At 61.0% G+C, this 19,861-nt stretch carries 19 protein-coding genes; 12 read left to right on the forward strand and 7 right to left on the reverse strand.

Features of this window, described 5'->3' with window-relative positions; translation table 11 throughout:
- Positions 1-93: 93 nt before the first annotated feature.
- The 9 genes from AC3WP6_RS13250 to AC3WP6_RS13290 all read left to right on the forward strand — a co-directional run bounded on the left by AC3WP6_RS13250 (position 94) and on the right by AC3WP6_RS13290 (position 8,992).
- Positions 94-540: a TIGR03757 family integrating conjugative element protein gene (locus tag AC3WP6_RS13250; protein ID WP_176328121.1), complete on the forward strand. Its 447-nt coding sequence runs from the start codon at positions 94-96 to the stop codon at positions 538-540.
- Positions 537-1,487 carry a TIGR03756 family integrating conjugative element protein gene (locus AC3WP6_RS13255; protein WP_060715372.1) on the forward strand — a complete coding sequence of 317 codons (951 nt, stop codon included), beginning with the start codon at positions 537-539 and terminating at the stop codon, positions 1,485-1,487. The genes AC3WP6_RS13250 and AC3WP6_RS13255 overlap by 4 nt, the downstream gene beginning before the upstream one ends.
- Before the next feature lie 64 nt (positions 1,488-1,551).
- Entirely contained in the window at positions 1,552-2,910 is a 1,359-nt protein-coding gene (locus AC3WP6_RS13260; protein WP_105797320.1) for an integrating conjugative element protein, read from the forward strand.
- Positions 2,907-3,260: a hypothetical protein gene (locus tag AC3WP6_RS13265; RefSeq protein ID WP_060715373.1), complete on the forward strand. Its 354-nt coding sequence runs from the start codon at positions 2,907-2,909 to the stop codon at positions 3,258-3,260. The genes AC3WP6_RS13260 and AC3WP6_RS13265 overlap by 4 nt, the downstream gene beginning before the upstream one ends.
- A 13-nt stretch (positions 3,261-3,273) precedes the next feature.
- A complete protein-coding gene (locus AC3WP6_RS13270; RefSeq protein ID WP_060715374.1) occupies positions 3,274-4,791 on the forward strand; it encodes a conjugal transfer protein TraG N-terminal domain-containing protein in 1,518 nt (505 codons plus the stop codon).
- Between the two features lie 297 nt (positions 4,792-5,088).
- The gene (gene katG, locus AC3WP6_RS13275; protein WP_060715375.1) at positions 5,089-7,242 is read left to right on the forward strand and encodes a catalase/peroxidase HPI; all 2,154 of its coding nucleotides are present in this window, start codon (positions 5,089-5,091) and stop codon (positions 7,240-7,242) included.
- A gap of 161 nt (positions 7,243-7,403) precedes the next feature.
- Positions 7,404-7,964 carry a hypothetical protein gene (locus AC3WP6_RS13280; protein WP_060715376.1) on the forward strand — a complete coding sequence of 187 codons (561 nt, stop codon included), beginning with the start codon at positions 7,404-7,406 and terminating at the stop codon, positions 7,962-7,964.
- A complete protein-coding gene (gene fur / locus AC3WP6_RS13285; protein WP_060715377.1) occupies positions 7,961-8,377 on the forward strand; it encodes a ferric iron uptake transcriptional regulator in 417 nt (138 codons plus the stop codon). Before AC3WP6_RS13280 ends, fur begins: the two co-directional genes overlap by 4 nt.
- 147 nt (positions 8,378-8,524) lie before the next feature.
- A complete protein-coding gene (locus AC3WP6_RS13290; RefSeq protein ID WP_492628125.1) occupies positions 8,525-8,992 on the forward strand; it encodes a nuclear transport factor 2 family protein in 468 nt (155 codons plus the stop codon).
- A 35-nt stretch (positions 8,993-9,027) separates the two neighbouring features.
- Here AC3WP6_RS13290 and AC3WP6_RS13295 read toward each other — a convergent pair whose 3' ends face one another.
- The 3 genes from AC3WP6_RS13295 to AC3WP6_RS13305 form a co-directional block, all read right to left on the reverse strand.
- Positions 9,028-9,387, reverse strand: a complete 360-nt coding sequence (locus AC3WP6_RS13295; RefSeq protein ID WP_081091364.1) for a DUF3742 family protein — start codon at positions 9,385-9,387, stop codon at positions 9,028-9,030.
- Positions 9,388-9,472: 85 nt separating this feature from the next.
- Complete coding sequence (locus AC3WP6_RS13300; RefSeq protein WP_060715379.1) at positions 9,473-10,105, reverse strand: RES family NAD+ phosphorylase; 633 nt, start codon at positions 10,103-10,105, stop codon at positions 9,473-9,475.
- A gap of 12 nt (positions 10,106-10,117) precedes the next feature.
- Positions 10,118-10,744: a hypothetical protein gene (locus AC3WP6_RS13305; RefSeq protein ID WP_060715409.1), complete on the reverse strand. Its 627-nt coding sequence runs from the start codon at positions 10,742-10,744 to the stop codon at positions 10,118-10,120.
- 323 nt (positions 10,745-11,067) lie between these two features.
- Between AC3WP6_RS13305 and mobH the strand changes: the two genes are divergently transcribed.
- Positions 11,068-12,903, forward strand: a complete 1,836-nt coding sequence (gene mobH, locus AC3WP6_RS13310; protein ID WP_060715380.1) for a MobH family relaxase — start codon at positions 11,068-11,070, stop codon at positions 12,901-12,903.
- 41 nt (positions 12,904-12,944) lie between these two features.
- Here the strand turns inward: mobH and AC3WP6_RS13315 are convergent, their stop codons facing one another.
- Positions 12,945-13,241, reverse strand: a complete 297-nt coding sequence (locus AC3WP6_RS13315) for a helix-turn-helix domain-containing protein (protein ID WP_060715410.1) — start codon at positions 13,239-13,241, stop codon at positions 12,945-12,947.
- 102 nt (positions 13,242-13,343) lie between these two features.
- Between AC3WP6_RS13315 and AC3WP6_RS13320 the strand changes: the two genes are divergently transcribed.
- A complete protein-coding gene (locus AC3WP6_RS13320) occupies positions 13,344-13,979 on the forward strand; it encodes a LysR family substrate-binding domain-containing protein (protein ID WP_060715381.1) in 636 nt (211 codons plus the stop codon).
- Positions 13,980-14,017: 38 nt separating this feature from the next.
- Here AC3WP6_RS13320 and cyoB read toward each other — a convergent pair whose 3' ends face one another.
- Together cyoB and AC3WP6_RS13330 are read right to left on the reverse strand one after the other, a co-directional pair.
- Positions 14,018-15,925 carry a cytochrome o ubiquinol oxidase subunit I gene (gene cyoB / locus AC3WP6_RS13325; protein ID WP_492628126.1) on the reverse strand — a complete coding sequence of 636 codons (1,908 nt, stop codon included), beginning with the start codon at positions 15,923-15,925 and terminating at the stop codon, positions 14,018-14,020.
- Between the two features lie 302 nt (positions 15,926-16,227).
- On the reverse strand, positions 16,228-16,722 hold the full coding sequence (locus AC3WP6_RS13330; protein WP_081091365.1) for a MarR family winged helix-turn-helix transcriptional regulator: 495 nt from the start codon (positions 16,720-16,722) through the stop codon (positions 16,228-16,230).
- 258 nt (positions 16,723-16,980) lie between these two features.
- Between AC3WP6_RS13330 and AC3WP6_RS13335 the strand changes: the two genes are divergently transcribed.
- Positions 16,981-18,816 carry a glycoside hydrolase family 15 protein gene (locus tag AC3WP6_RS13335; RefSeq protein WP_060715411.1) on the forward strand — a complete coding sequence of 612 codons (1,836 nt, stop codon included), beginning with the start codon at positions 16,981-16,983 and terminating at the stop codon, positions 18,814-18,816.
- A gap of 35 nt (positions 18,817-18,851) precedes the next feature.
- Here the strand turns inward: AC3WP6_RS13335 and cydB are convergent, their stop codons facing one another.
- Positions 18,852-19,859, reverse strand: a complete 1,008-nt coding sequence (cydB, locus tag AC3WP6_RS13340) for a cytochrome d ubiquinol oxidase subunit II (RefSeq protein ID WP_492628707.1) — start codon at positions 19,857-19,859, stop codon at positions 18,852-18,854.
- Between the last annotated feature and the right edge of the window lie 2 nt (positions 19,860-19,861).

A 19,861-nucleotide genomic window follows, 5' to 3' on the forward strand; every position in this document is an offset into this window, starting at 1 on the left:
GAAAACGGGAAGGTACGCGGTTCGCTTTCCTTGTCGCGAACAGCCTGAGCCAGGAGTCGACTAGAGGCTTGACTGACTCGATGGTCACCCGATATGAAGAAGAACCTTTGCCCGCCTGCTTGTCCGAATCGCCACATCGCCGTGACCGTATTCGTGGCCGGCTTTGGTGCTGCGGTGTCGATCCAGAGCGCCGCCGCCGAGGTGCTGGTCGTCACTGACAGCCAGCACCCCGTCCAGGCGACTGCCGATGCTCGGGTGATCGAGCTGGATCAGCCCGCGCGCATCGAGGCGGAGCTGTCCGCGGGCCTGCCTCAAGATCAGAATCGGGCCGCGATACTCGCGCGGCAACGCTTGCAGGCAAACGGCGGCGCGCTGGCGAAACGCCTCGCCAGAGCCTATCAGGGTGATGCCGACGCCTGGGGCCTGGGGCTGGCGAAAATTCCCGCCGTCGTGGTCGACCGACGCTACGTCGTCTACGGCGATCCCGATGTCGCGCGGGCGGTGGCGCGGATCAATGCTTACCGGCGTGCGCAGCCATGAGCGGACAATGGCTCCCGCTTTCCCGCCGGCTGCGCATGATTGTCGCATCGCTTTTGCTGGGCGTTTGCGGGTCGGCGCTTGCAGTGAACACGGCGACCATCATTGCGTCGTCATTGTCTCCCGATTGCCTGGACTACCGCGTCGTCGGCATCTGCTATTGGTTGTTCTGCTCGTGGGGCGGTTGCACCGTGCGCACTTCGGTCAAGGTAAGGCACTACGTCCCGGATGCCGTGGTGTCGAGCTATTCCAATACCGGCAAGAATCCGTGGACCGAGGTGGCGCTGATGAGCGTACCGAACGCAACGGCCCAGGCCGGTGGCGACGGCACTACTAACCAGGATCACGAAAACAACCTGTCCGAGTTCAAGAACGCCGATGTGATCGGCCATCCGGGTGCGACCGTCTTCAGTCGGTACGCCAGCCAGTTCGGCTATACCTGCGCGGGTGCGGGCACCGCGCTCATGCCGTATCTCCTGAGCACCCTCGACACGGTGGCTTGGCGCTACAACGTCCCCGAATCGGTTTACCCCGAAGCCCTGGTTCCTGGCATGCGCGAGATTGGCAGTCGGGCCACGCTGAACCTGTGGGGCAACGTGTATCCGCGCGGCGGCTTCTTGCACCAGGCCGACGATTACAAGAGCGCCGCAGTCGTCGCGCAGCGCGCCGGCGACATCGTGACCCGTCGCGGCCAGATCCATGTGTATCAACCGCTGCTGGCCGACGCCTACGACGGCTACTGGCCGGCCGGTCCCTTGAGGGAGGGGGATGCCTCGACAGGCAAATGGCAGGAACTGACGCCGACGCTCTCGACAACCTGCGCGGTGTTTCCCAACAGCAACGTGCACGTGCAGGCCGCGCAGGGTGACTACGCCTGGACGCTCTGGCGTCCGTATGCCTGCTGCCAGCGCAGGGGCCAGGTCTTTCTTGGCAGTACGGATTTCATGTGAGGACCAGCGGATGAACGGGATGAGGGTGGTATCCAGGGTCCGGGCGAAGTCCTACTGCTGGCGCATGCTGTTCGCCGCCATCGGATGGACTACGCTGATCGCCAACGTCGGGGCGCAACAGACCCACATCGATGCAAACGGCGCCAGCGTCAACGGCAGTGTGATCGGCGACGATGTGCTTTACAGCATTGGCGGCGGCCGCGCCGTGTCGATGGGCAGCGCGGGCAGTATGCAAAGCCTCGGGGTGGGCCTTGGCTGGAACAGCAATCTGATCTGCGGCGACATGAACCTGTCGACCACGTTGCAGAACCAGCTTAACGGCATCACCAACGGGTTCCAGACGATCATGAGCAGCGTGATCCAGAACGCCACGAGCGCCGTAGCGTCGTTGCCTGCGCTCATCATCCAGCGTGCCGATCCAGGGTTATACAACCTGCTGACTAACGGCATCCTGCAGGCTCGGCTCGACTTTGACCGCAGCAAGATGACTTGCCGCGCCATCGCGGGCCGGATGGCGGACATGGCGGGTGGCCAGGCGAGCTGGGACCAGCTTGCCGAAGGCATGGCACTCAAGCAGTCCGTCACCAGCGCTGACGCCGTTTCCGCGATCGAGCAGGCCGAAGGCAGCAAGGGCAACAACGGTGTGCCGTGGGTAGGCGGCAGCAGTGCCGGCGGCAGCGGCCAGCGCTCGATCAAGATCGTCAGCGACGTCACCCGCGCCGGCTATAACCTGCTCAACGGGCGCAGCGCCACCGACACGTCGTCGATCGACGCCGCCGCCTGCGGCGACCGGCTGACCTGCCAGACCTGGGCCTCGCCGCAGGCGGCCTCCGATTGGGCGACCCGCGTACTCGGCGAGCGCGAGCAGCAGACCTGCGAGAGCTGCACGAAGACGCAGACCACGCCGGGCGTGGGCCTGACACCGCTGATCGAGGAGGAATACGAAACCAAGCTGAAGGCGCTGCAAGATCTGGTCACCGGCGCAAAGCCGACCACGGCGGCCAATCTCGACGCGGCCGGCAGTAACGCGCTGCCTATCACGCGCGGCGTCATCGAAGCGCTGCGCGATGAACCGGACCAGGATGTGCTGGGCAAGCGCCTTGCGTCGGAAGTGGCACTTTCGAGCATGCTGGAGAAGGCGTTGCTGTTGCAGCGGACCTTGCTCACCGGAGAGAAGGAGCCAAACGTCGCGGCCAATGACCTCGCGGTGAAGGCCGTCGATGCCGAGAACAGCACGCTGGAGCAGGAAATCAACAACCTGAAGACGGAACTGGAACTGCGGCGGGAACTGGCGGGAAATTCGGCCATGATGCTTATCGGCCGCCATGACGCACGGGCCAATGGTTCACGCGGCATCTTCCAGGGCGATGCGGTACCCGATCGTCTCGACCAGATCGAAAAGCCGCGGAGCGGCACGCCATGACGCGCTCGACGTGGTGGCGTTGCGCCTGGCTCTTCAACCGCCGTGTCGCGATGGCGCTGCTTTGGAGTGCGCTGGTCATCGGCGCCGCCGTGGCCGTCAACCTCGCAGGCATCCGGGCCGTCGGCGGTATCGCGCAATGGGAGCGCTGGCTCCAGACGCAGGCGTGGGTTTTCCTGCTCTGGCGGATCGCCTTGTACGCGGCTACGGCCCGTGGCTGGTGGTGGATGCGCCAACGGGTACTGCGGCGCGAGCCTATCGCCGAAACACGTCTGCGCTTCCTTCGCCTGGAAATCGCCGCCGTGACGGCGATCGTACTGATGGAAGGTAGCGTCTGGCTGCGGCACGGCTAGGCGGGAGAGAGACATGACGCTCTATACGACCGACTATCTGGAGTACTACCTGACCCTGGTGGGCTGGATCGTCAACAACGGCATTTGGAACATCCTCGTTGCCAGCGGCGTGTTCGCGTTGCCATTCGTTGGCATCGTGATTCAGGAATGGCTGCGCGCGCGGGCCGAAGGCGCAGACGAAGGCAACAAGGGCGTGCTGTCCTCGATGCGTATCGAGAACCGGATATTCGTCGCGATCGTGGTCATCATGTTCGCAGGCATCCCGTTTATCCCGGTGAGCCTTTCCACGATCAAGTTCGACACGACCCGCTCCCAGCAGTGCCAGGTCAACGTCCCGCAGCCCGCCGATACGGGCTGGGGAACGACCTATACCGCGCTCAACAACCAGAGCGCGATGGTCCCGGTGTGGTGGTTCTTCATGCACGCCATCTCGAAGGCCATTACCGGAGCGGCAGTGGCAGCGATTCCGTGCGGAACCGACCTGCGACAGATTCGTATGGACGTGGACGCCACCCGCATCAACGACCCGGTCCTTGCCCAGGAGGTGGCCGACTTCACGCACGACTGCTATGGGCCATCGCGCGCCAAGCTCTTCATGAACCGGCCGACGCTGTCCGACGACCAGATGAACGACGTGACCTGGATTGGTTCGTCTTACTTTCTGAACACGAGCGGCTACTACGACAGCTACCATTCGAGTACGCCACGCACAGCATGGCCCTACGACGCCACGCGCGATGCTGGGTTGGCCCAGGTGGACAGTGGTGGGGGTTACCCGACCTGCCGCCAGTGGTGGTCAGATGGCAGCCAGGGGTTGCACAGCCGGCTGCTGGCTCAGGTTGACCCCGACTTGTTGAGTCGCATCGGGAAGTGGGCCGGCTTCCTTTCTCAGAGCGAGGTCGACGATTCGGTGATCCGCGCGATCGTGTCCCCTCAGCAGCAGAAGATGAATCAAGGACAGGTCTATACGGACTACGGTGGTCAGGTCGGCATGACGCTGCCGAACGTCGCCGCGCGTGGGGCGGGCGATGTGGGGCTGGCTGTCGGGTCGCTCGGCTTTTTTCCGGCGATGGACGTCGTGCGGCAGGCGCTGCCGATGGTGCTCGCGTTCCTCAAAATGGCGCTCGTCATCTGCATCCCGCTCGTGCTGATGATCGGCACCTACGAGCTGAAAGCCGTGGTGACGGTGAGTTGCGTTGAGTTCGCACTGTTCTTCACGGACTTCTGGTTCCAGCTCGCGCGGTGGATCGATAGCACGATCCTCGATGCGCTTTATGGCTGGGGGTTTGGTGCAGGCCGACCGCACACGAACTTCGATCCCCTGATCGGGTTGAACAATACGTTCGGAGACATGCTGCTGAATTTCGTCACGGCGACTATGTTCATTGTTCTACCCGGTTTTTGGGTTGCTGCGCTCGGTTGGGCAGGTGCCAACATTGGCAACGCACTGCGTGGTTTGAACGACGCGACGGTTGACGCAAAGAACGCCGGACGCTCCGGCTCCGGAGCAATTACGAAAGCTGTGAAATAGCAGCCTACCCTGAAGAGCGCGCATGCTCGTCTGTCATTTCGATCCCCCAAACCCATCAGAATTCCGCGTGCGCTAAGCACGCATGCGTTTGCCGGCTTGGTCACTCCGCAATGGCCATCCAATAGACGAAGTCGATACATCAAGTCGAATCGTTGATGGAACCCATCGGCTTTGACGATTGATACGTGCTATCGAGACTATAGAAACAAAAGTCTTGCGCCTATCGCCTCTCGGAATAAAGCTTCGGTTTGCTAGCCAACCTCTCTGTCGCCATAACTCGTATAAAGGAGACGCTGCATGTCAGCCGAAGCGAAATGCCCGTTTCATCTCACCGGCACCACCAACAAAGACTGGTGGCCCAACCAACTCCGACTCGAGCTGCTGAACCAGCACTCAGAAAAATCCAATCCGCTTGGCAGGCAATTCAACTACCGCAACGAGTTCAAGAAACTCGACTACGCGGCGCTGAAGAAAGACCTGCTGGCGCTGATGACCAACTCGAAGGACTGGTGGCCGGCCGATTCCGGCAGCTACGCCGGCCTGATGATCCGCATGGCCTGGCATAGCGCCGGCACCTATCGTATAGGCGACGGCCGCGGTGGTGGCGGACGCGGCCAGCAGCGCTTCGCGCCGCTCAATTCGTGGCCAGACAACGTAAACCTCGACAAAGCACGCCGCCTGTTGTGGCCGGTCAAGCAGAAGTACGGCCAGAAGATCTCCTGGGCCGACTTGATCATCCTCGCCGGCAACGTCGCGTTGGAATCCGCCGGTTTCCGCACCTTCGGCTTTGCCGCAGGCCGCGAGGACGTATGGGAGCCCGACCTGGACGTGTCCTGGGGCAACGAGACCGAATGGCTGGCCCTGAGCGACACGCCCAACAGCCGCTACTCGCACGGCAAGCCGGGCGAGCGCAATCTCGACGACCCGCTGGCTGCCGTGCAGATGGGTCTGATCTACGTGAATCCGGAAGGCCCCGACGGCAACCCCGACCCGGTCGCCGCCGCACACGACATCCGCGAGACCTTCGCGCGCATGGCGATGAACGACGAAGAAACTGTCGCACTGATCGCCGGTGGCCACACTCTCGGCAAGACCCATGGCGCCGGTCCCGCCGATAACGTCGGTGCCGCCCCGGAAGCCTCGTCGCTGGAAGGACAAGGCCTGGGCTGGGTGAGCAAGTTCGGCAGTGGCAAAGGCAAGGACACCATCGGCTCCGGTCTGGAAGTCACCTGGACCAGCACGCCGGCGCAGTGGAGCAACGACTTCTTCAAGTTCCTGTTCGACTTCGATTGGGAACTGGAGAAGAGCCCGGCCGGTGCGCACCAATGGGTCGCCAAAGGAGCCGATGCGATCATTCCCGGGCCATCACCGGATTCGCCCAAGCGCCGGCCGACCATGCTCACCACCGACCTGTCGCTGCGTTTCGACCCCGCCTACGGGAAGATCTCGCGCCGTTTCCGCGATGACCCGCAGGCCTTCGCGGATGCCTACGCGCGCGCGTGGTTCAAGCTCACTCATCGTGATCTCGGTCCGAAATCGCGCTATCTCGGACCAGAAGTCCCCAAGGAAGAACTGATTTGGCAAGATCCGCTGCCCAAGGCCACGCATCAGCCGAGCACCGCCGACATCGCCGACCTCAAGGCGAAGATCGCTGCCTCCGGCCTGACCGTGTCGCAGATGGTTTCGATCGCATGGGCCTCGGCCTCGACCTTCCGCGGCGGCGACAAGCGTGGCGGCGCGAATGGTGCGCGAATCCGACTCGCACCGCAGAAAGACTGGGCGGTCAATGCGCTGGCAGTGAAGGCGCTGCCGAAGCTGGAGGAAATCCAGAAAGCGTCCGACAAGGCCTCGCTGGCCGACGTCATTGTGCTGGCGGGCGGTGTAGGTATCGAGATGGCCGCAAAGGCCGCCGGCATTCATGTCGATGTGCCGTTCTCGCCGGGCCGCGTCGATGCCGGCATGGAGCAGACCGACGTTGAGTCCTTCCACTACCTTGAGCCTTTCGCCGACGGCTTCCGCAATTACACAAAAGGCAAGTCGGCGATCCCGGCCGAACACTTGCTGGTGGACAAGGCCCAACAGCTCACCCTCACCGCACCGGAGATGACCGTGCTGGTCGGCGGCCTGCGCGTGCTGAACGCCAATTACGACGGCAGCGACCACGGCATGTTTACCGACCGACCCGGCGTGCTCAGCAACGACTTCTTCGTCAACCTGCTGGACATGGCCACCGAGTGGAAGCCGGTCGGCGAGTTGTACGAGGGCCGTGATCGCAAGAGCGGCGCGGTGAAGTACACAGGTACCCGCGTCGACCTGGTGTTTGGCGCCAACTCGGTGCTGCGTGCGCTGGCCGAGGTCTATGCCAGTGCCGACGGCAGGGAGAACTTCGTGCGCGACTTCGTAGCGGCCTGGACCAAGGTCATGAACCTCGACCGCTTCGATCTGGCGTGAGTCTGTCCCACTCTCTGCCAAGAGAGTGGGAACCGTCTATGACGAAGGTTTCTTCCAGTGCCTGTCACGGCTTGATGATGGTCATCCAAACGGATGACCGTCGTTCGGCCTGTGGGAAAGGACGAACCAGTCTGCACCCGTCAAGACCATGGGGCATAGAGATGAAGCAGGAAGTCTTTGACGGCATCGCCCGCGGAAAGCTGCCCTTGCTGGCTGCCAGCCTGTCCGACCAGCAAGTCCCTATGGATGGTGCCCATTCAAGTGGGCCCCTCGGCGCTCCCGGCCCGGTAAACGTTGATCTGGTTTCAGCGCATATCCAATGGACGGCGATTCTCGCTCAAATCTCCCACACTGCCGAACGGTGCGCGCACTCGGACATGGTGCAACAGCTCAAGGCGTTCGGCGTGAAACGCACGAGGACCGTGGTGATCGACCTGGCACACGAATACGTCAAAGCCCGTGGCATGGCCACCTCCTTGGGTTTCGCGCCAAAAACCCGGGAGGTGGTGCGCATCGCGCGGGCTATGCCAGTACACGAGCAGTTGGCGGACGAATTTCGTGCGTTGGCCAACGCCTATCGGAAGCTCTCGACTGTCTTGGTACCGAAGGATCAGGACCGCTTTTTCCGCTGGATCGTCGACCATGCAACCGTGCACGACTCGCGAGCCCGCAATCTTGCGAGGGAGGCAGCCGAGCCCATGTGTCAGGAGGGGCGGTCATGACGCAAGAATCCCGCGAACTGCGCCGTGCCGGCCTGAAGGTCACCCACCCGCGCATGCGCATTCTGCAGATCTTCGAGGAAGATGACGCTCGTCACCTTACCGCTGAGGACCTCTACAAGAAGTTGCTCACTCATCAGGAAGACATCGGCTTGGCGACGGTGTACCGCGTACTGACCCAGTTCGAAGCGGCCGGCATTCTCATCAAGCACAACTTCGAGGCAGGACAGGCGGTCTACGAGCTAGATCGTGGCCAGCACCATGACCACATGATCGATGTGGGCAGCGGTAAGGTCATCGAGTTCGTCAACGAGGAGATCGAGAAACTACAGCGCGAAATCGCCGCCAGCCACGGCTACGTGATCGAGGACCACAGCCTAGTGCTGCACGTGCGACCCGTGAAGCGGCCGAAATAAGCAACGACGAACAGATTAATATTGAAGCGTCCCCGTGCTTTCGAGTCATCTGGGAGCAGCGGTCCTGGATGACGTCATGCCCATGGGCGATGGCCGTGATCTACATATCAGCGATACCCCGCAACTCCTCATGCAATGGAGGCTATCTTGGAAACCCGTCCCCCGGTCCCGCCCTTCACGGCGGAAACCGCCACCCAGAAAGTCCGGCTGGCTGAAGACGCCTGGAACAGCCGCGATCCCGAGCGCGTGTCCTTGGCGTATGCCGTGGACACGCATTGGCGCAACCGTGCCGAGTTCGTCGATGGTCGCGATTCGGTAAAAGCGTTTCTGAATCGCAAATGGAACCGTGAGCTTGACTATCGTCTTATCAAAGAACTTTGGGCGTTTGATAGCCATCGCATCGCCGTGCGCTTCGTCTACGAATGGCGGGACGACTCCGGCCACTGGTACCGCAGCCACGGTAACGAGAACTGGCTGTTCGATGATCAGGGGCTGATGGTCCAACGCCATGCCAGTATCAATGACCAGCCCATCACCGAACACGAACGCAGGTTTCACTGGCCGGCGGGACGCCGGCCGGATAGTCACCCAGGGCTGAGCGAATTGGGACTCTGATCCTCGACGATAGCAACCGGACGAGGGCGTCGTCGTTATCGATCGTCTTCTTCAAACACTCGACCATAATCCGTGCGAACGTCGTTTTCGTAGTACCCGTGGCCCTCCTGCCCGTTACGCCATTCTCCTTCGTGGGCCATGGAAGTATTGCCTGTTATCCAAGCCGCTACGATCGCAAAAAGAAACATTAGCGCCAGCCAGAAAGCGGCATAGAACAAGATAGCCAGAACGCCGAGCTTAACGGCCCACAGCAAAGCAGTGGCACCGCCGGTAGGTACACCTTGAGCCACCAACCAAGCCACGGCTTGGCGCTCACGATGCGTATAGCCACGCCACACCCCGCCCAGCCAGTGGCCAAATCGCTCTGCATTGCTACGGTGGGTTTTCGTGTTCATGGCCGTCACCTGCTACATGAGGAATGCCTATTCCAGTTTGCTTTAATTCATTCGGTTCGGGGCTTCGGTATGTTCTTTCGCTGCTTCAGGACGCTTCGTCATCCTGTTCCACCGGGCCGGGATCGGGTTCCACGCCTATGCGGTAGGTGGCAACGAAACGTGGCCAATCCACATGGTCAACCAGGTCGATGTCCTCGATGACGCTGACCTTCGCTCCTGCCCGCTCGAACAGGGCGATGCTCCTGCCGGGATAGTTGTTGCGCGACGGATAGAGCACCCCGTCGAACAGCGCCCGACCGTCGTCTCCAAGCATCGCATGCACCTGGGCGGACATCCGCTGCGTGTGCGTGTAGTCGCGGCTGGCCAACTGCTCCAGATTCAGGCCGAAGTAACCCGCCATGACGCCCGGTGCTGTGAGGTCGGCCAGGAGCACGTCGGTCATCACGCCTACTGCGCGCACCATCCGACCTTGAACTTCTTTCAGCGCGATCGAACGATCCGTGTCTTCAAGCCACTGGTGCTTGTGAAACACCGACTCCATCAGCGCCGTGGACAGGTCGCGCCCCAGGTAGAGCACACCGTACGCCTGTACCGGGTCATCGTAGCGATTGGTGCTGCTGCGGCCATAGTACAGTGGGCTGCCCCGATAGACGACGCGGCTCACATGCTGGAGCAGTTCACCGGCATCGATCAGGAACGAAGGCAGCTCGTCGCTCATGGTGGTCTCGCTTCAATGCACCTGGACGCCCAGCACGTTGAACACGGCCTCGGCCACGTGGTCGATCGTGCCATGCGTTACCGCATCCACCGGCGAGCGCCCACCCAAGCCTTCGAGCGGTTCGGACAGCGCGCGGTAGATCGTCCAGTGGTCGATGCCCTCGACCTCCTGAAGCACGGTTTGGGTCAACTGCTGCTTCACCGGGTCGAGCTGCCAGTCGGGCAGCTTCTGACCGCGCCCCCCCACGTTCAACGCCAGCAGGCGACGGGCGAGGATGTCCTTGTAGATCTGCTGGCGCGACTTGTCCGCCAGCTTGGCGAACTCGGGGATCGGCAGGTTGTGCGGCTGGTTGAAGGTTTCCAGCAGCACGGCGCGGCCTCGCTGAATGTCGGTTCCAGTCGGTGCCCAGCGCGTGTCGGCGCGCAGCGCGGCCGCCTTGCGCTTCAAGGCCTGTTTCACCGTTTCTCGTTCGAGGTTGGCGGGCAGTTTCACCGCCTCCACACGCTCATGAATGAACGCCTGCAACTCGGCCGCGAAAGCCGGGGCATCCCGGATTTCGACGGTATCCGCGAAACGACGCACGTCCTCCACCGTGACGCGCGGCAGACGATCGGCAATAGATTCGATGGCAGTGGGCATGGTCATCTCCCAGGTAGGTTCGAGACAAGATTTACTCTAGTCGCCTTAGTCTCGTTTGTCAACTTTGTCGCCTGAGTAATTACCTACCTGGCGGAAGCGGTGTCCCCGCAGCATAGGCCGAGGGCAGCGCCGAGTCGCCGCCTAATCCATTTGCCCGGGTTCCATATTGACGCTGGAGCCGCAACGCAGGCTTCGCTATACCGAAACGGTTAAAGGCCAAAGGGCCGAAAGGGCAAGGGAATGGGCTGCAAGGGGAAAGGCCCTACCTCGAAAAGGCCAAAAGGCCAAAAGGCCTCCCGGTCGGCTGACATCAGGACACCTACATGCTCTCCCTGTTCCAGCGAAAAAAGGCCTCGGCCGCTTCGGCTCCTTCACCAATGCCCGCCACCGCTCCCCTTAAAGGGTTGCTGCGGCCCGAGTCGGCCGCGTCGCTGCTCGCCACGCCACGCCGGCAAAAGCTGCTGGAACACATCTGGCAGCGTACCTCGGTGTCGCGTCGCCAGTTTGCCTCCCTTTATCTTTCGCCGCTGGAACGCTACGCCGAGCTGGTCCAGCAGTTCCCCGCGTCGGAGACTCACCACCATGCCTATCCGGGGGGCATGCTGGATCATGGCTTGGAGATCGTCGCCTACGCACTCAAGCTGCGGCAATCCCATCTGCTCCCGGCCGGAGCCACGCCGGAGGCACAGGCCGCCCAAGCCGAGGCGTGGACCGCAGGCATCGCCTACGCCGCCTTGCTGCACGACATCGGCAAAATCGCGGTTGACCTGCATGTCGAGCACGCCGACGGCAGCATCTGGCACCCCTGGCATGGACCGTTGCAGCGTCCGTATCGATTCCGTTACCGCAAGGAACGCGAATACCGGCTGCACAGCGCCGCGACGGGCCTGCTTTATACCCGACTGCTGGATCGGCACATCTTTGATTGGCTCAGCGACTATCCCGACCTCTGGGCAGCCTTACTGTACGTGCTGTCTGGACAGTATGAGCATGCCGGCACGCTCGGGGAGCTGGTCGTGCAGGCCGATCAGGCTTCGGTCGCCCAGGAACTCGGTGGCGATCCCAGCAAGGCTCTGGCGGCCCCTCGACACGCGCTACAACGCAAACTGTTGGACGGCTTGCGCTATCTGCTGAAGGAGGAGTTCAAGCTCAACCAGCCGCAGGCCTCGGACGGCTGGTTGACGCAGGATGCGCTCTGGCTCGTGAGTAAAACGGTCTCCGACAAGTTGCGGGCCCACCTGCTGTCTCAGGGTATCGACGGCATTCCATCCAGCAACACGGCCGTGTTCAACGTTCTCCAGGATCACGGTATCGCCTTGGCTACACCAGACGGCAAGGCGATTTGGAAGGCCACCATCACCAGTGACAGCGGCTGGTCGCACAGTTTCACGCTCCTGAAATTACCTCCCGCCATGATCTGGGAAGCAGCCGACCGTCCCGCACCTTTTATGGGTAGCGTGCAGATCGAGCAGGAGCATCCTGACGCCTCTGGAATCGAAAGGCAGGCAACGGCCGTGGTCGCGCCCATCGAAGTTGCTAAAGCTTTTCCTAAGAGTGCGGCGCCTGCCACCCCGGAGAACGATAATGTGAGTGCCTTGCTCGACCTGCTGGATCAACCGCCAACATCCGCGTCACCCTTGTCCTCGACTGTTGAGCAAAGCAACGCGGGCACGGCTACCGAAGGACCAGTGCCCGTCGCGGATGCGGTGCCATCGCTGGCGCATCTCCCGGAGTCCTCCGGTGAGGATTTCCTGACCTGGCTGCGACAGGGTATCGAAGCGCGCAAGTTGATCATCAATGACGCCAGGGCGTTGGTACACACCGTCGCAGGATCGGCCTACCTGGTCAGTCCCGGTGTTTTCCAGCGCTACACGCAGGAACACCCGCATGTTGGCACGCTGGCCAAGCAGGAAAAACTGGAGGCCTGGCAATGGGCGCAGAAACGCTTCGAGAAGTTGGGCTTGCACCGCAAGCAAACCAACGGCTTGAACATCTGGACCTGCGAGGTTACGGGGCCGCGCAAATCCCGGCGGTTGCACGGCTATTTATTGGAAGATGCAGGGCGATTATTTGCTGCAATCCCGCCGGACAACCCCTACTTATCCCTGCAGGTGCCCGCACGGGAAGGCGAAGATGGCATAGAAGCGGTACGGAACTAGGAAGTTGGGCGGTCAAACGATCACGGCCGAGCAGTTTGAGGTCATTCGATTTCTGGCAAAGCGCGGCAGTGCCGCTCGGTGACATCCATCAAGGCAGCGGGAGATTTCCCAAGGGCCGAGGCGATCTTGAAGATCAGCGCTAGTGTAGGCATGTGCTGGCCACGTTCGATCTTGCCCATATGCGACCTTTCAATGCCCGCTATGTGGGCCAGTGTCTCTTGGGCGATCCCGTCTGCTGTCCGCAGTTCCCGAACAGCGGTACCGAACGCAACGGCGAGTTCGGAATCGTGGGTTGTGGTGCCGGCGGGGCGGCCACGGCGGATGGGACGTTTTTGCATCATGCAAAAGCGTCCACGGTTACACCAATTTAAACCACGTTAAACTTAACTCATTTCCCGTAGAATGTGCCGACAACCCTCTTCTATTGAGGCCGTTGAGACATGTCCGAACCAGCTTCTTCGCAGGCGCTACGGCTTGCCGTCGCTTGTGAAACGTCCATCGTCTCACTGTCCAGGTTGCTGGCTCTTCAGCGCGCTGAAGAACCAGCAACGCTGATTGCATTGTCGGAGGTGACGCCAGCGGACCTGGCCGCGGGGATGAGGGAAGGCCGTTTCGATGCCGGACTTACGCTGAGTCCCGTGCAGGATGAATCTGTCCAGTCCCAAGTGCTGTGGCAAGACGACCTGGCAGTGGTGGTCCCATTTCGCTCCCCGTTGCTTGCCTATCCGCACATCACGCTGGAAGCGTTAGCTGAATACCCCGTCGTCATGTGGTGTCCCAGCACCTGCGAACTGATCAACCGCAAAGTGCACGAGCTTCTGGACGGGCTACGCGCAGCGCCAATCGAGGTCGTCCAGCACGTTCGCTCCTTCGACCTGATGGTCACGCTGGTAGGTGCTGGATACGGTATCGGATTCAGTGCACGTTCCCATACGGTGACGCTGCGTGCAGGGGATGTCGCTATCCGTCCGCTTCCGGTGCCTGCCCCGATGCTGGTGACGCACCTGGTCTATCCCCCAGGTCCCAAGTCGCCGCACCTCAACAGATTCGTTCGCCGTGCGGTCTCAATCTGCTGAGGCCCGGCGAGCGGGCAAAGTGACATTTGTAGTAGTCGCTATTGCGTCCGGGCAAGTCGCTCGGTGGCCTCTACGACATCGGCGGGCACGTCACGAGCGCGGGCCCAACCCGAGCTGTACGCGAGAACAGTCACCATGATGCCGACGAAAGACAAGGCCGCCAGCACCTGCATATGCCATACCGCGGCAAATCCCAGCACCAAAGACCATGCAGCGAGGAAGACGCCGACTGCCGTGTTCCCAGGCATGTGGATCGAACGAAATCCTGTCATCGGTGGCCGGGCTTGGTGCTGCTTCATTTGCCACCAGGCATCAGTGTCATGTACGAGGGGAGTGAAGGCGAAGTTGTACTCCGGTGGCGGCGAAGGGATGGACCATTCCAGCGTTCGTCCCTCCCACGGATCGCCCGTAACGTCACGCAGCTCGTCGCGGCGCCTCCAACTGACCCAAAGCTGTATGAGGAACGCGCCGATGCCCAAGGCAATGAGTCCTGCACCAACAGCAGCAATCTCGAACCAGATCTGCAGCGACGGATCATCGAAGTGATTCATGCGGCGGGTAACGCCCATGAGACCCAGCACGTAAAGCGGCATGAACGCCAGGTAGAAGCCCACCAGCCAGCACCAAAACGAGCATTTTCCCCAAAACGGATCGAGCCGATAACCGAAGGCCTTCGGAAACCAGTAGTTGATCGCCGCGAAAATGCCGAACACAACGCCGCCGATGATGACGTTATGAAAATGCGCCACGAGGAACAGGCTGTTGTGCAGCACGAAGTCGGAAGGTGGCACGGCCAGCATGACCCCGGTCATGCCGCCGATCACGAAGGTGACCATGAAGCCGACGGTCCAGAGCATTGGCACGTCGAACTTGATCCGCCCACGGTACATGGTGAACAGCCAGTTGAAGACCTTGGCGCCCGTGGGGATCGAGATGATCATCGTGGTGATGCCAAAGAACGAGTTGACGCTGGCACCCGAACCCATGGTGAAGAAGTGATGCAACCACACCAGGTACGACAATACGGTAATCACCACGGTGGCATATACCATCGACGTGTAGCCAAACAGTCGCTTACGGCTGAAGGTGGACACCACCTCGGAAAACACGCCGAACACTGGCAGGATCAGGATATAGACCTCGGGATGGCCCCAGATCCAGATCAGATTCACGTACATCATCGCGTTGCCGCCGAAGTCGTTCGTGAAGAAGTGCGTGCCGACGTAGCGGTCGAGGAGAAGCACGCCCAAGACCGCGGTGAGCACGGGAAACGCGGCGACGATCAGGACATTGGTGCACAGCGATGTCCAGGTAAAGATCGGCATTCGCATCATCGACATGCCGGGCGCACGCATCTTGATGATGGTCACGAGCAGATTGATACCCGATAGCAGGGTGCCCACGCCGGCGATCTGAAGGCACCATGCGTAGTAATCGACCCCTACGTCGGGACTCTGCGCCAAGCCCGATAACGGAGGGTATGCCAACCAGCCAGTGCGCGCGAACACGCCGAAGAACATCGATATCATCAACAATATCGCGCCGGCAGTCGTCATCCAGAAGCTGAAGTTGTTGAGCGACGGGAACGCGACATCACGCGCACCGATCTGTAGTGGTACGACGTAATTCATCAAGCCGGTAATCAGCGGCATGGCCACGAAGAAAATCATGACAACGCCGTGAGCCGTGAAGATCTGATCGTAGTGATGCGGAGGCAGATAACCCGGATCACCGTTGAACGCTATGGCTTGCTGAGCACGCATCATCAGCGCATCGGAGAACCCACGTAGCAACATCACCAGGCCCAGCACCATGTACATGATACCGATCTTCTTGTGATCCACGGTCGTGAGCCAGTCATGCCACAGCGGCTTCCATAGCTTTGCACGCGTGATTGCAATAAGGATCGCCGCAGCGATGGCGATGACGACATAGAACGTCGCCACGACGATGGGCTCTTCGGAGGGAAATGCACTCCATGTGAGGCGCCCGAGCCAGGGATGGGATGAGACAAACACAATCAGGTTCCTATGCAGGCATGTAGTGGCCGCGTTCCCGCCCGAGGAAGCGATCGGTGGCACGCATCGACCATGGAAATAAAAGTGTACCGTACCGTTCGGTATTGTCAAAGCAGCGCTTAGGAGAGCGATCTTTAGAAGAGACTTTCGCGCCGCCGATTGGCTGGCGTGAACCCATCCCAACTTCGGAGGGCCGTTGAGGGCCGTCAGAGAGCCCGAGTCTGAACCCGCTATTCCGCTTTACCCACCAAGTCGCCATCGCGGCTCAGAATGAGGTGTATCCGAATCGCGTCCTCCACGCTCAGCGTCCCTAAAAACTGCGTCAGCGTGGCGTCGAACACCTTGGTCACTTGCTCGACGCGTCGTTTGCCCTTCTCGGTGATCTGTACATCAACGGTACGGCGATCTGTTTCAGCTCGTCGCCTGGTGATAAGTCCTTGTTGAACAAGCAAATCACAGGTGCGTGTAAGGTGGCTTCGGCTGCGCCTGTACATCGCGGCCAGCGCCGCTGGTGTAGACGTACCTTCGCAATTGATCTTCAGGAGCGACAGCACCATGAATGCGCTTTCTTCCATTGCCAACGCCGTCAGAACCCGTCCGATTTCTCGCCTCAGACGGTTCGATATGTCCTGAAGGTGAAGGTAACCCAACACACGATTCGAAGACGCCGAATCGAGGCGCGCGGAACGCCTGAAAGTACCTTGGGTATGGATATCGGTAGCCATACGATCATCGTCCCCGCAGAGAGGATGGGGGTACGCATCTGCCTAGTTTTGCACAAACACCAAGGTAGCCTATAATACCGAACCGCTCGGTACAAGATGACCCTAAAACGGGTCATGCGCTTCACGCCGGCAATAAACCGAGGGCCCTTGAATGCGAGAGCTAGCTATGACAGGCGTTCCAGTCAGCCTATCGATTCCTCGACATAGCCATCATGTATGGGGGGCGCGAACGGTTCCTTCCGCGTGTGCCAACCCGTCATGAGGCAGCGCATCGAGCACTACGCCTTGATTGGCGACGGTCACACAGCCGCACTGGTAGGAAGAGACGGTTCCATCGACTGGCTGTGCCTGCCTCACTTCGATTCGGCCGCCTGTTTCGCGGCACTCCTTGGAAAGAGAAACAACGGGTTCTGGCAGGTCGCGCCTGCGGCGAAGGTGAAGTCCGTGACGCGCCGGTACATCGACGGCACGTTGATCCTGGTGACCACTTTTTGCACCAGTGGAGGGGAGGTCGAACTGACCGACTTCATGGCCATGGACCAAGACAGCCGGCACCTTGTCCGGCGTGCGCGCGGCATCAAGGGAAAGGTGCGATTGCGCTTCGTCCTGGCGGTGCGTTTCGACTACGGCATGACGGTGCCCTGGATCAGCAGGATCGACGACCATACCCATACCTTGGTCGCCGGTCCAGACGCGCTCGTGCTGCGCACGCCGCTGAGATTGCACAACGACAACGACGTACTCACTGCGGAGTTCACCGTCAAAGAAGGTGACACCGTGCCGGTGGTGCTGAGCTACGGCCCGTCCTACGAGGCATCGCCGGCGATGATCGATGTCGACCGCAGCTATCAGCGGACGAAGGCCTATTGGCAGGGATGGTCGATGCGTGGCGCCGAGGCCGGTCCATGGACCGACGTTGTTCGGCGCTCGCTGCTGACGCTCAAAGCGCTGACCTTCCATTCCACTGGCGGCATCGTTGCCGCAGCCACCACTTCCCTTCCGGAATTCCTCGGGGGCGAGCGCAATTGGGATTACCGCTATTGCTGGCTTCGCGATGCAACCTTTACCCTGCTTGCCTTTCTGAATGGCGGATACGAAGAGGAAGCAGATCTCTGGCGCGAATGGCTACTCCGGGCCGTAGCCGGTCGCCCAGAGCAGATCCAGATCATGTACGGGCTCCGGGGCGAACGACGCCTAGACGAGTGGACGGTTCCTTGGCTCAAGGGCTATCGGAAGTCGTCGCCGGTGCGCGTCGGCAATATGGCCGCCAAACAGGTACAACTCGACATTTTCGGGGAGTTGTCACATGCCATGGCGGTAGCTGCCAAGGGTGGCTTGCCTCCCCCGGCCAGAGGACTCGCGCTTCGCACGGCGCTTCTCGACCACTTGGAGAAGGTGTGGCGAGAACCGGATGCCGGCATCTGGGAGATTCGTGGTGAACCGCGTCATTTCGTCCATTCCAAGGTCATGGCATGGGTATCATTCGATCGCGCGGCCACCAGCGATTACCTGGACGGCGATGCACCCAAGCAGAAGCACTACCGGAAACTGGCCGACCGCATCCATGCGGACATTTGCAAAAATGGGGTGGACCTGAAGCGCCGTTGCTTTGTCCAGTCGTATGGTTCGACGGAACTAGACGCGTCAACGCTGCTGTTCGCCATCGTCGGTTTTCTTCCTCCCGACGACGAGCGTGTGACCAATACCATACGGGAAATCGAGCAACGGCTTGTCTGGGACGACCTTGTCCTGCGTTACGAGAGCGGTAGCGGTGTCGATGGGCTGCCGCCAGGCGAAGGTGCCTTCCTGGCTTGCAGCTTCTGGCTAGTCGACAACTATGTGCTCCAAGGACGGTTTGAAGACGCTCAGCGATTGTTTCGACGGCTGATTACACTGACCAATGACGTGGGGCTGCTCGCCGAGGAATATGATCCGCGGGCAAAGCGTCAGCTCGGGAACTTCCCTCAAGCCTTCAGCCATGTTGCCCTCGTCAACTCCGCTTTCGCCCTGCATAGGGCGATGGCGAAAGCCCGATCGTCGGGCGGCGAAAAGCCCTTGTCGGAATTGCCGCACGTCAAACCGAATCAGGCCTGATTTGCGGCCAAGTTGATACGCATCACGCTGTTCGGTCAGTGATAACCCCGATCGCCGACTTTTCCACGGAACACCCAATACGCCCAGCTCGTGTAAGTGATGATGGCCGGGATGATGATGACGGCGCCGGCCAGCATGAACGCTTGGCTTTGTGGCGGTGCGGACGCCTCCCAGATTGTGACCGCGCGCGGCACCATATAGGGGTACATGCTCACGGCGAGGCCGACAAACCCGAGCAGAAACAGAACGAGAGCCATGAGGAAAGGCAGCCGTTCAGCGTGCCGCCGCAGGCTCCAGAAGAAGGCGACAGTGGCGACGACAACCAGCAACGGCACCTGCGCGGTCAGCAGCACGCCCGGCATGGCGAACCAGCGCCGCCAATAGTCGTAGGCCAGGAAGGGCGTCGCGATGCTCACGGCCGCCATGGCGAGCAGTGTGGCGATGCCAAGACCGAGGGCGAGTTTGCGCGCATGAGCCTGAGTCCGCCCCTCCGTTTTCCAGATCAGCCAGGTCGCCCCAAGCAGAGCGTAGCCGATCATGACCGACACGCCCGTCAACAGAGTGAAGGGGCTCAACCAGTCGAGCCAGCCACCGGCATAGGCGTCGTGCTCGACGCGGATGCCCTGCAGGATGGCGCCCAGGGTGATCCCTTGCGCAAGCGCCGCGATATGGGAGCCCACGGTAAAGGCGACGTCCCAGACGGGGCGATGGCGGTCATCGCGCCAGCGAAACTCGAAGGCGACGCCACGGAAGACGAGACCGAGCAGCATCGCGATCATCAGCGGATAGGTCGCGGGCAGGATGATCGCGTAGGCGATGGGAAAGGCCGCCATGAGGCCGCCGCCACCCATCACGAGCCAGGTCTCATTGCCGTCCCAGATAGGCGCAATCGCGTTCATCGCCTCGTCACGTTCGTTCCCAGCGGGAAAGCTCGGGAACAGAATGCCGATACCCAGATCGAATCCGTCCATGACGACATACGCGAAGATGGCGAAGGCAATAATGCCGGCCCAGACTAGGGAGAGATCGACGTTCATCGGTATGC

It is taken from the genome of Rhodanobacter sp. FW106-HT46G03, from assembly GCF_058789895.1.

Bases quoted from the DNA above. Each gene is read 5' to 3' on its own strand.
- AC3WP6_RS13250 (WP_176328121.1), top strand. From the start codon at position 94: ATGAAGAAGAACCTTTGCCCGCCTGCTTGTCCGAATCGCCACATCGCC.
- AC3WP6_RS13255 (WP_060715372.1), top strand. From the start codon at position 537: ATGAGCGGACAATGGCTCCCGCTTTCCCGCCGGCTGCGCATGATTGTC.
- AC3WP6_RS13260 (WP_105797320.1), top strand. From the start codon at position 1,552: ATGCTGTTCGCCGCCATCGGATGGACTACGCTGATCGCCAACGTCGGG.
- AC3WP6_RS13265 (WP_060715373.1), top strand. From the start codon at position 2,907: ATGACGCGCTCGACGTGGTGGCGTTGCGCCTGGCTCTTCAACCGCCGT.
- AC3WP6_RS13270 (WP_060715374.1), top strand. From the start codon at position 3,274: ATGACGCTCTATACGACCGACTATCTGGAGTACTACCTGACCCTGGTG.
- katG (WP_060715375.1), top strand. From the start codon at position 5,089: ATGTCAGCCGAAGCGAAATGCCCGTTTCATCTCACCGGCACCACCAAC.
- AC3WP6_RS13280 (WP_060715376.1), top strand. From the start codon at position 7,404: ATGAAGCAGGAAGTCTTTGACGGCATCGCCCGCGGAAAGCTGCCCTTG.
- fur (WP_060715377.1), top strand. From the start codon at position 7,961: ATGACGCAAGAATCCCGCGAACTGCGCCGTGCCGGCCTGAAGGTCACC.
- AC3WP6_RS13295 (WP_081091364.1), bottom strand. From the start codon at position 9,387: ATGAACACGAAAACCCACCGTAGCAATGCAGAGCGATTTGGCCACTGG.
- AC3WP6_RS13300 (WP_060715379.1), bottom strand. From the start codon at position 10,105: ATGAGCGACGAGCTGCCTTCGTTCCTGATCGATGCCGGTGAACTGCTC.
- AC3WP6_RS13305 (WP_060715409.1), bottom strand. From the start codon at position 10,744: ATGCCCACTGCCATCGAATCTATTGCCGATCGTCTGCCGCGCGTCACG.
- mobH (WP_060715380.1), top strand. From the start codon at position 11,068: ATGCTCTCCCTGTTCCAGCGAAAAAAGGCCTCGGCCGCTTCGGCTCCT.
- AC3WP6_RS13315 (WP_060715410.1), bottom strand. From the start codon at position 13,241: ATGCAAAAACGTCCCATCCGCCGTGGCCGCCCCGCCGGCACCACAACC.
- AC3WP6_RS13320 (WP_060715381.1), top strand. From the start codon at position 13,344: ATGTCCGAACCAGCTTCTTCGCAGGCGCTACGGCTTGCCGTCGCTTGT.
- AC3WP6_RS13330 (WP_081091365.1), bottom strand. From the start codon at position 16,722: ATGGCTACCGATATCCATACCCAAGGTACTTTCAGGCGTTCCGCGCGC.
- AC3WP6_RS13335 (WP_060715411.1), top strand. From the start codon at position 16,981: ATGAGGCAGCGCATCGAGCACTACGCCTTGATTGGCGACGGTCACACA.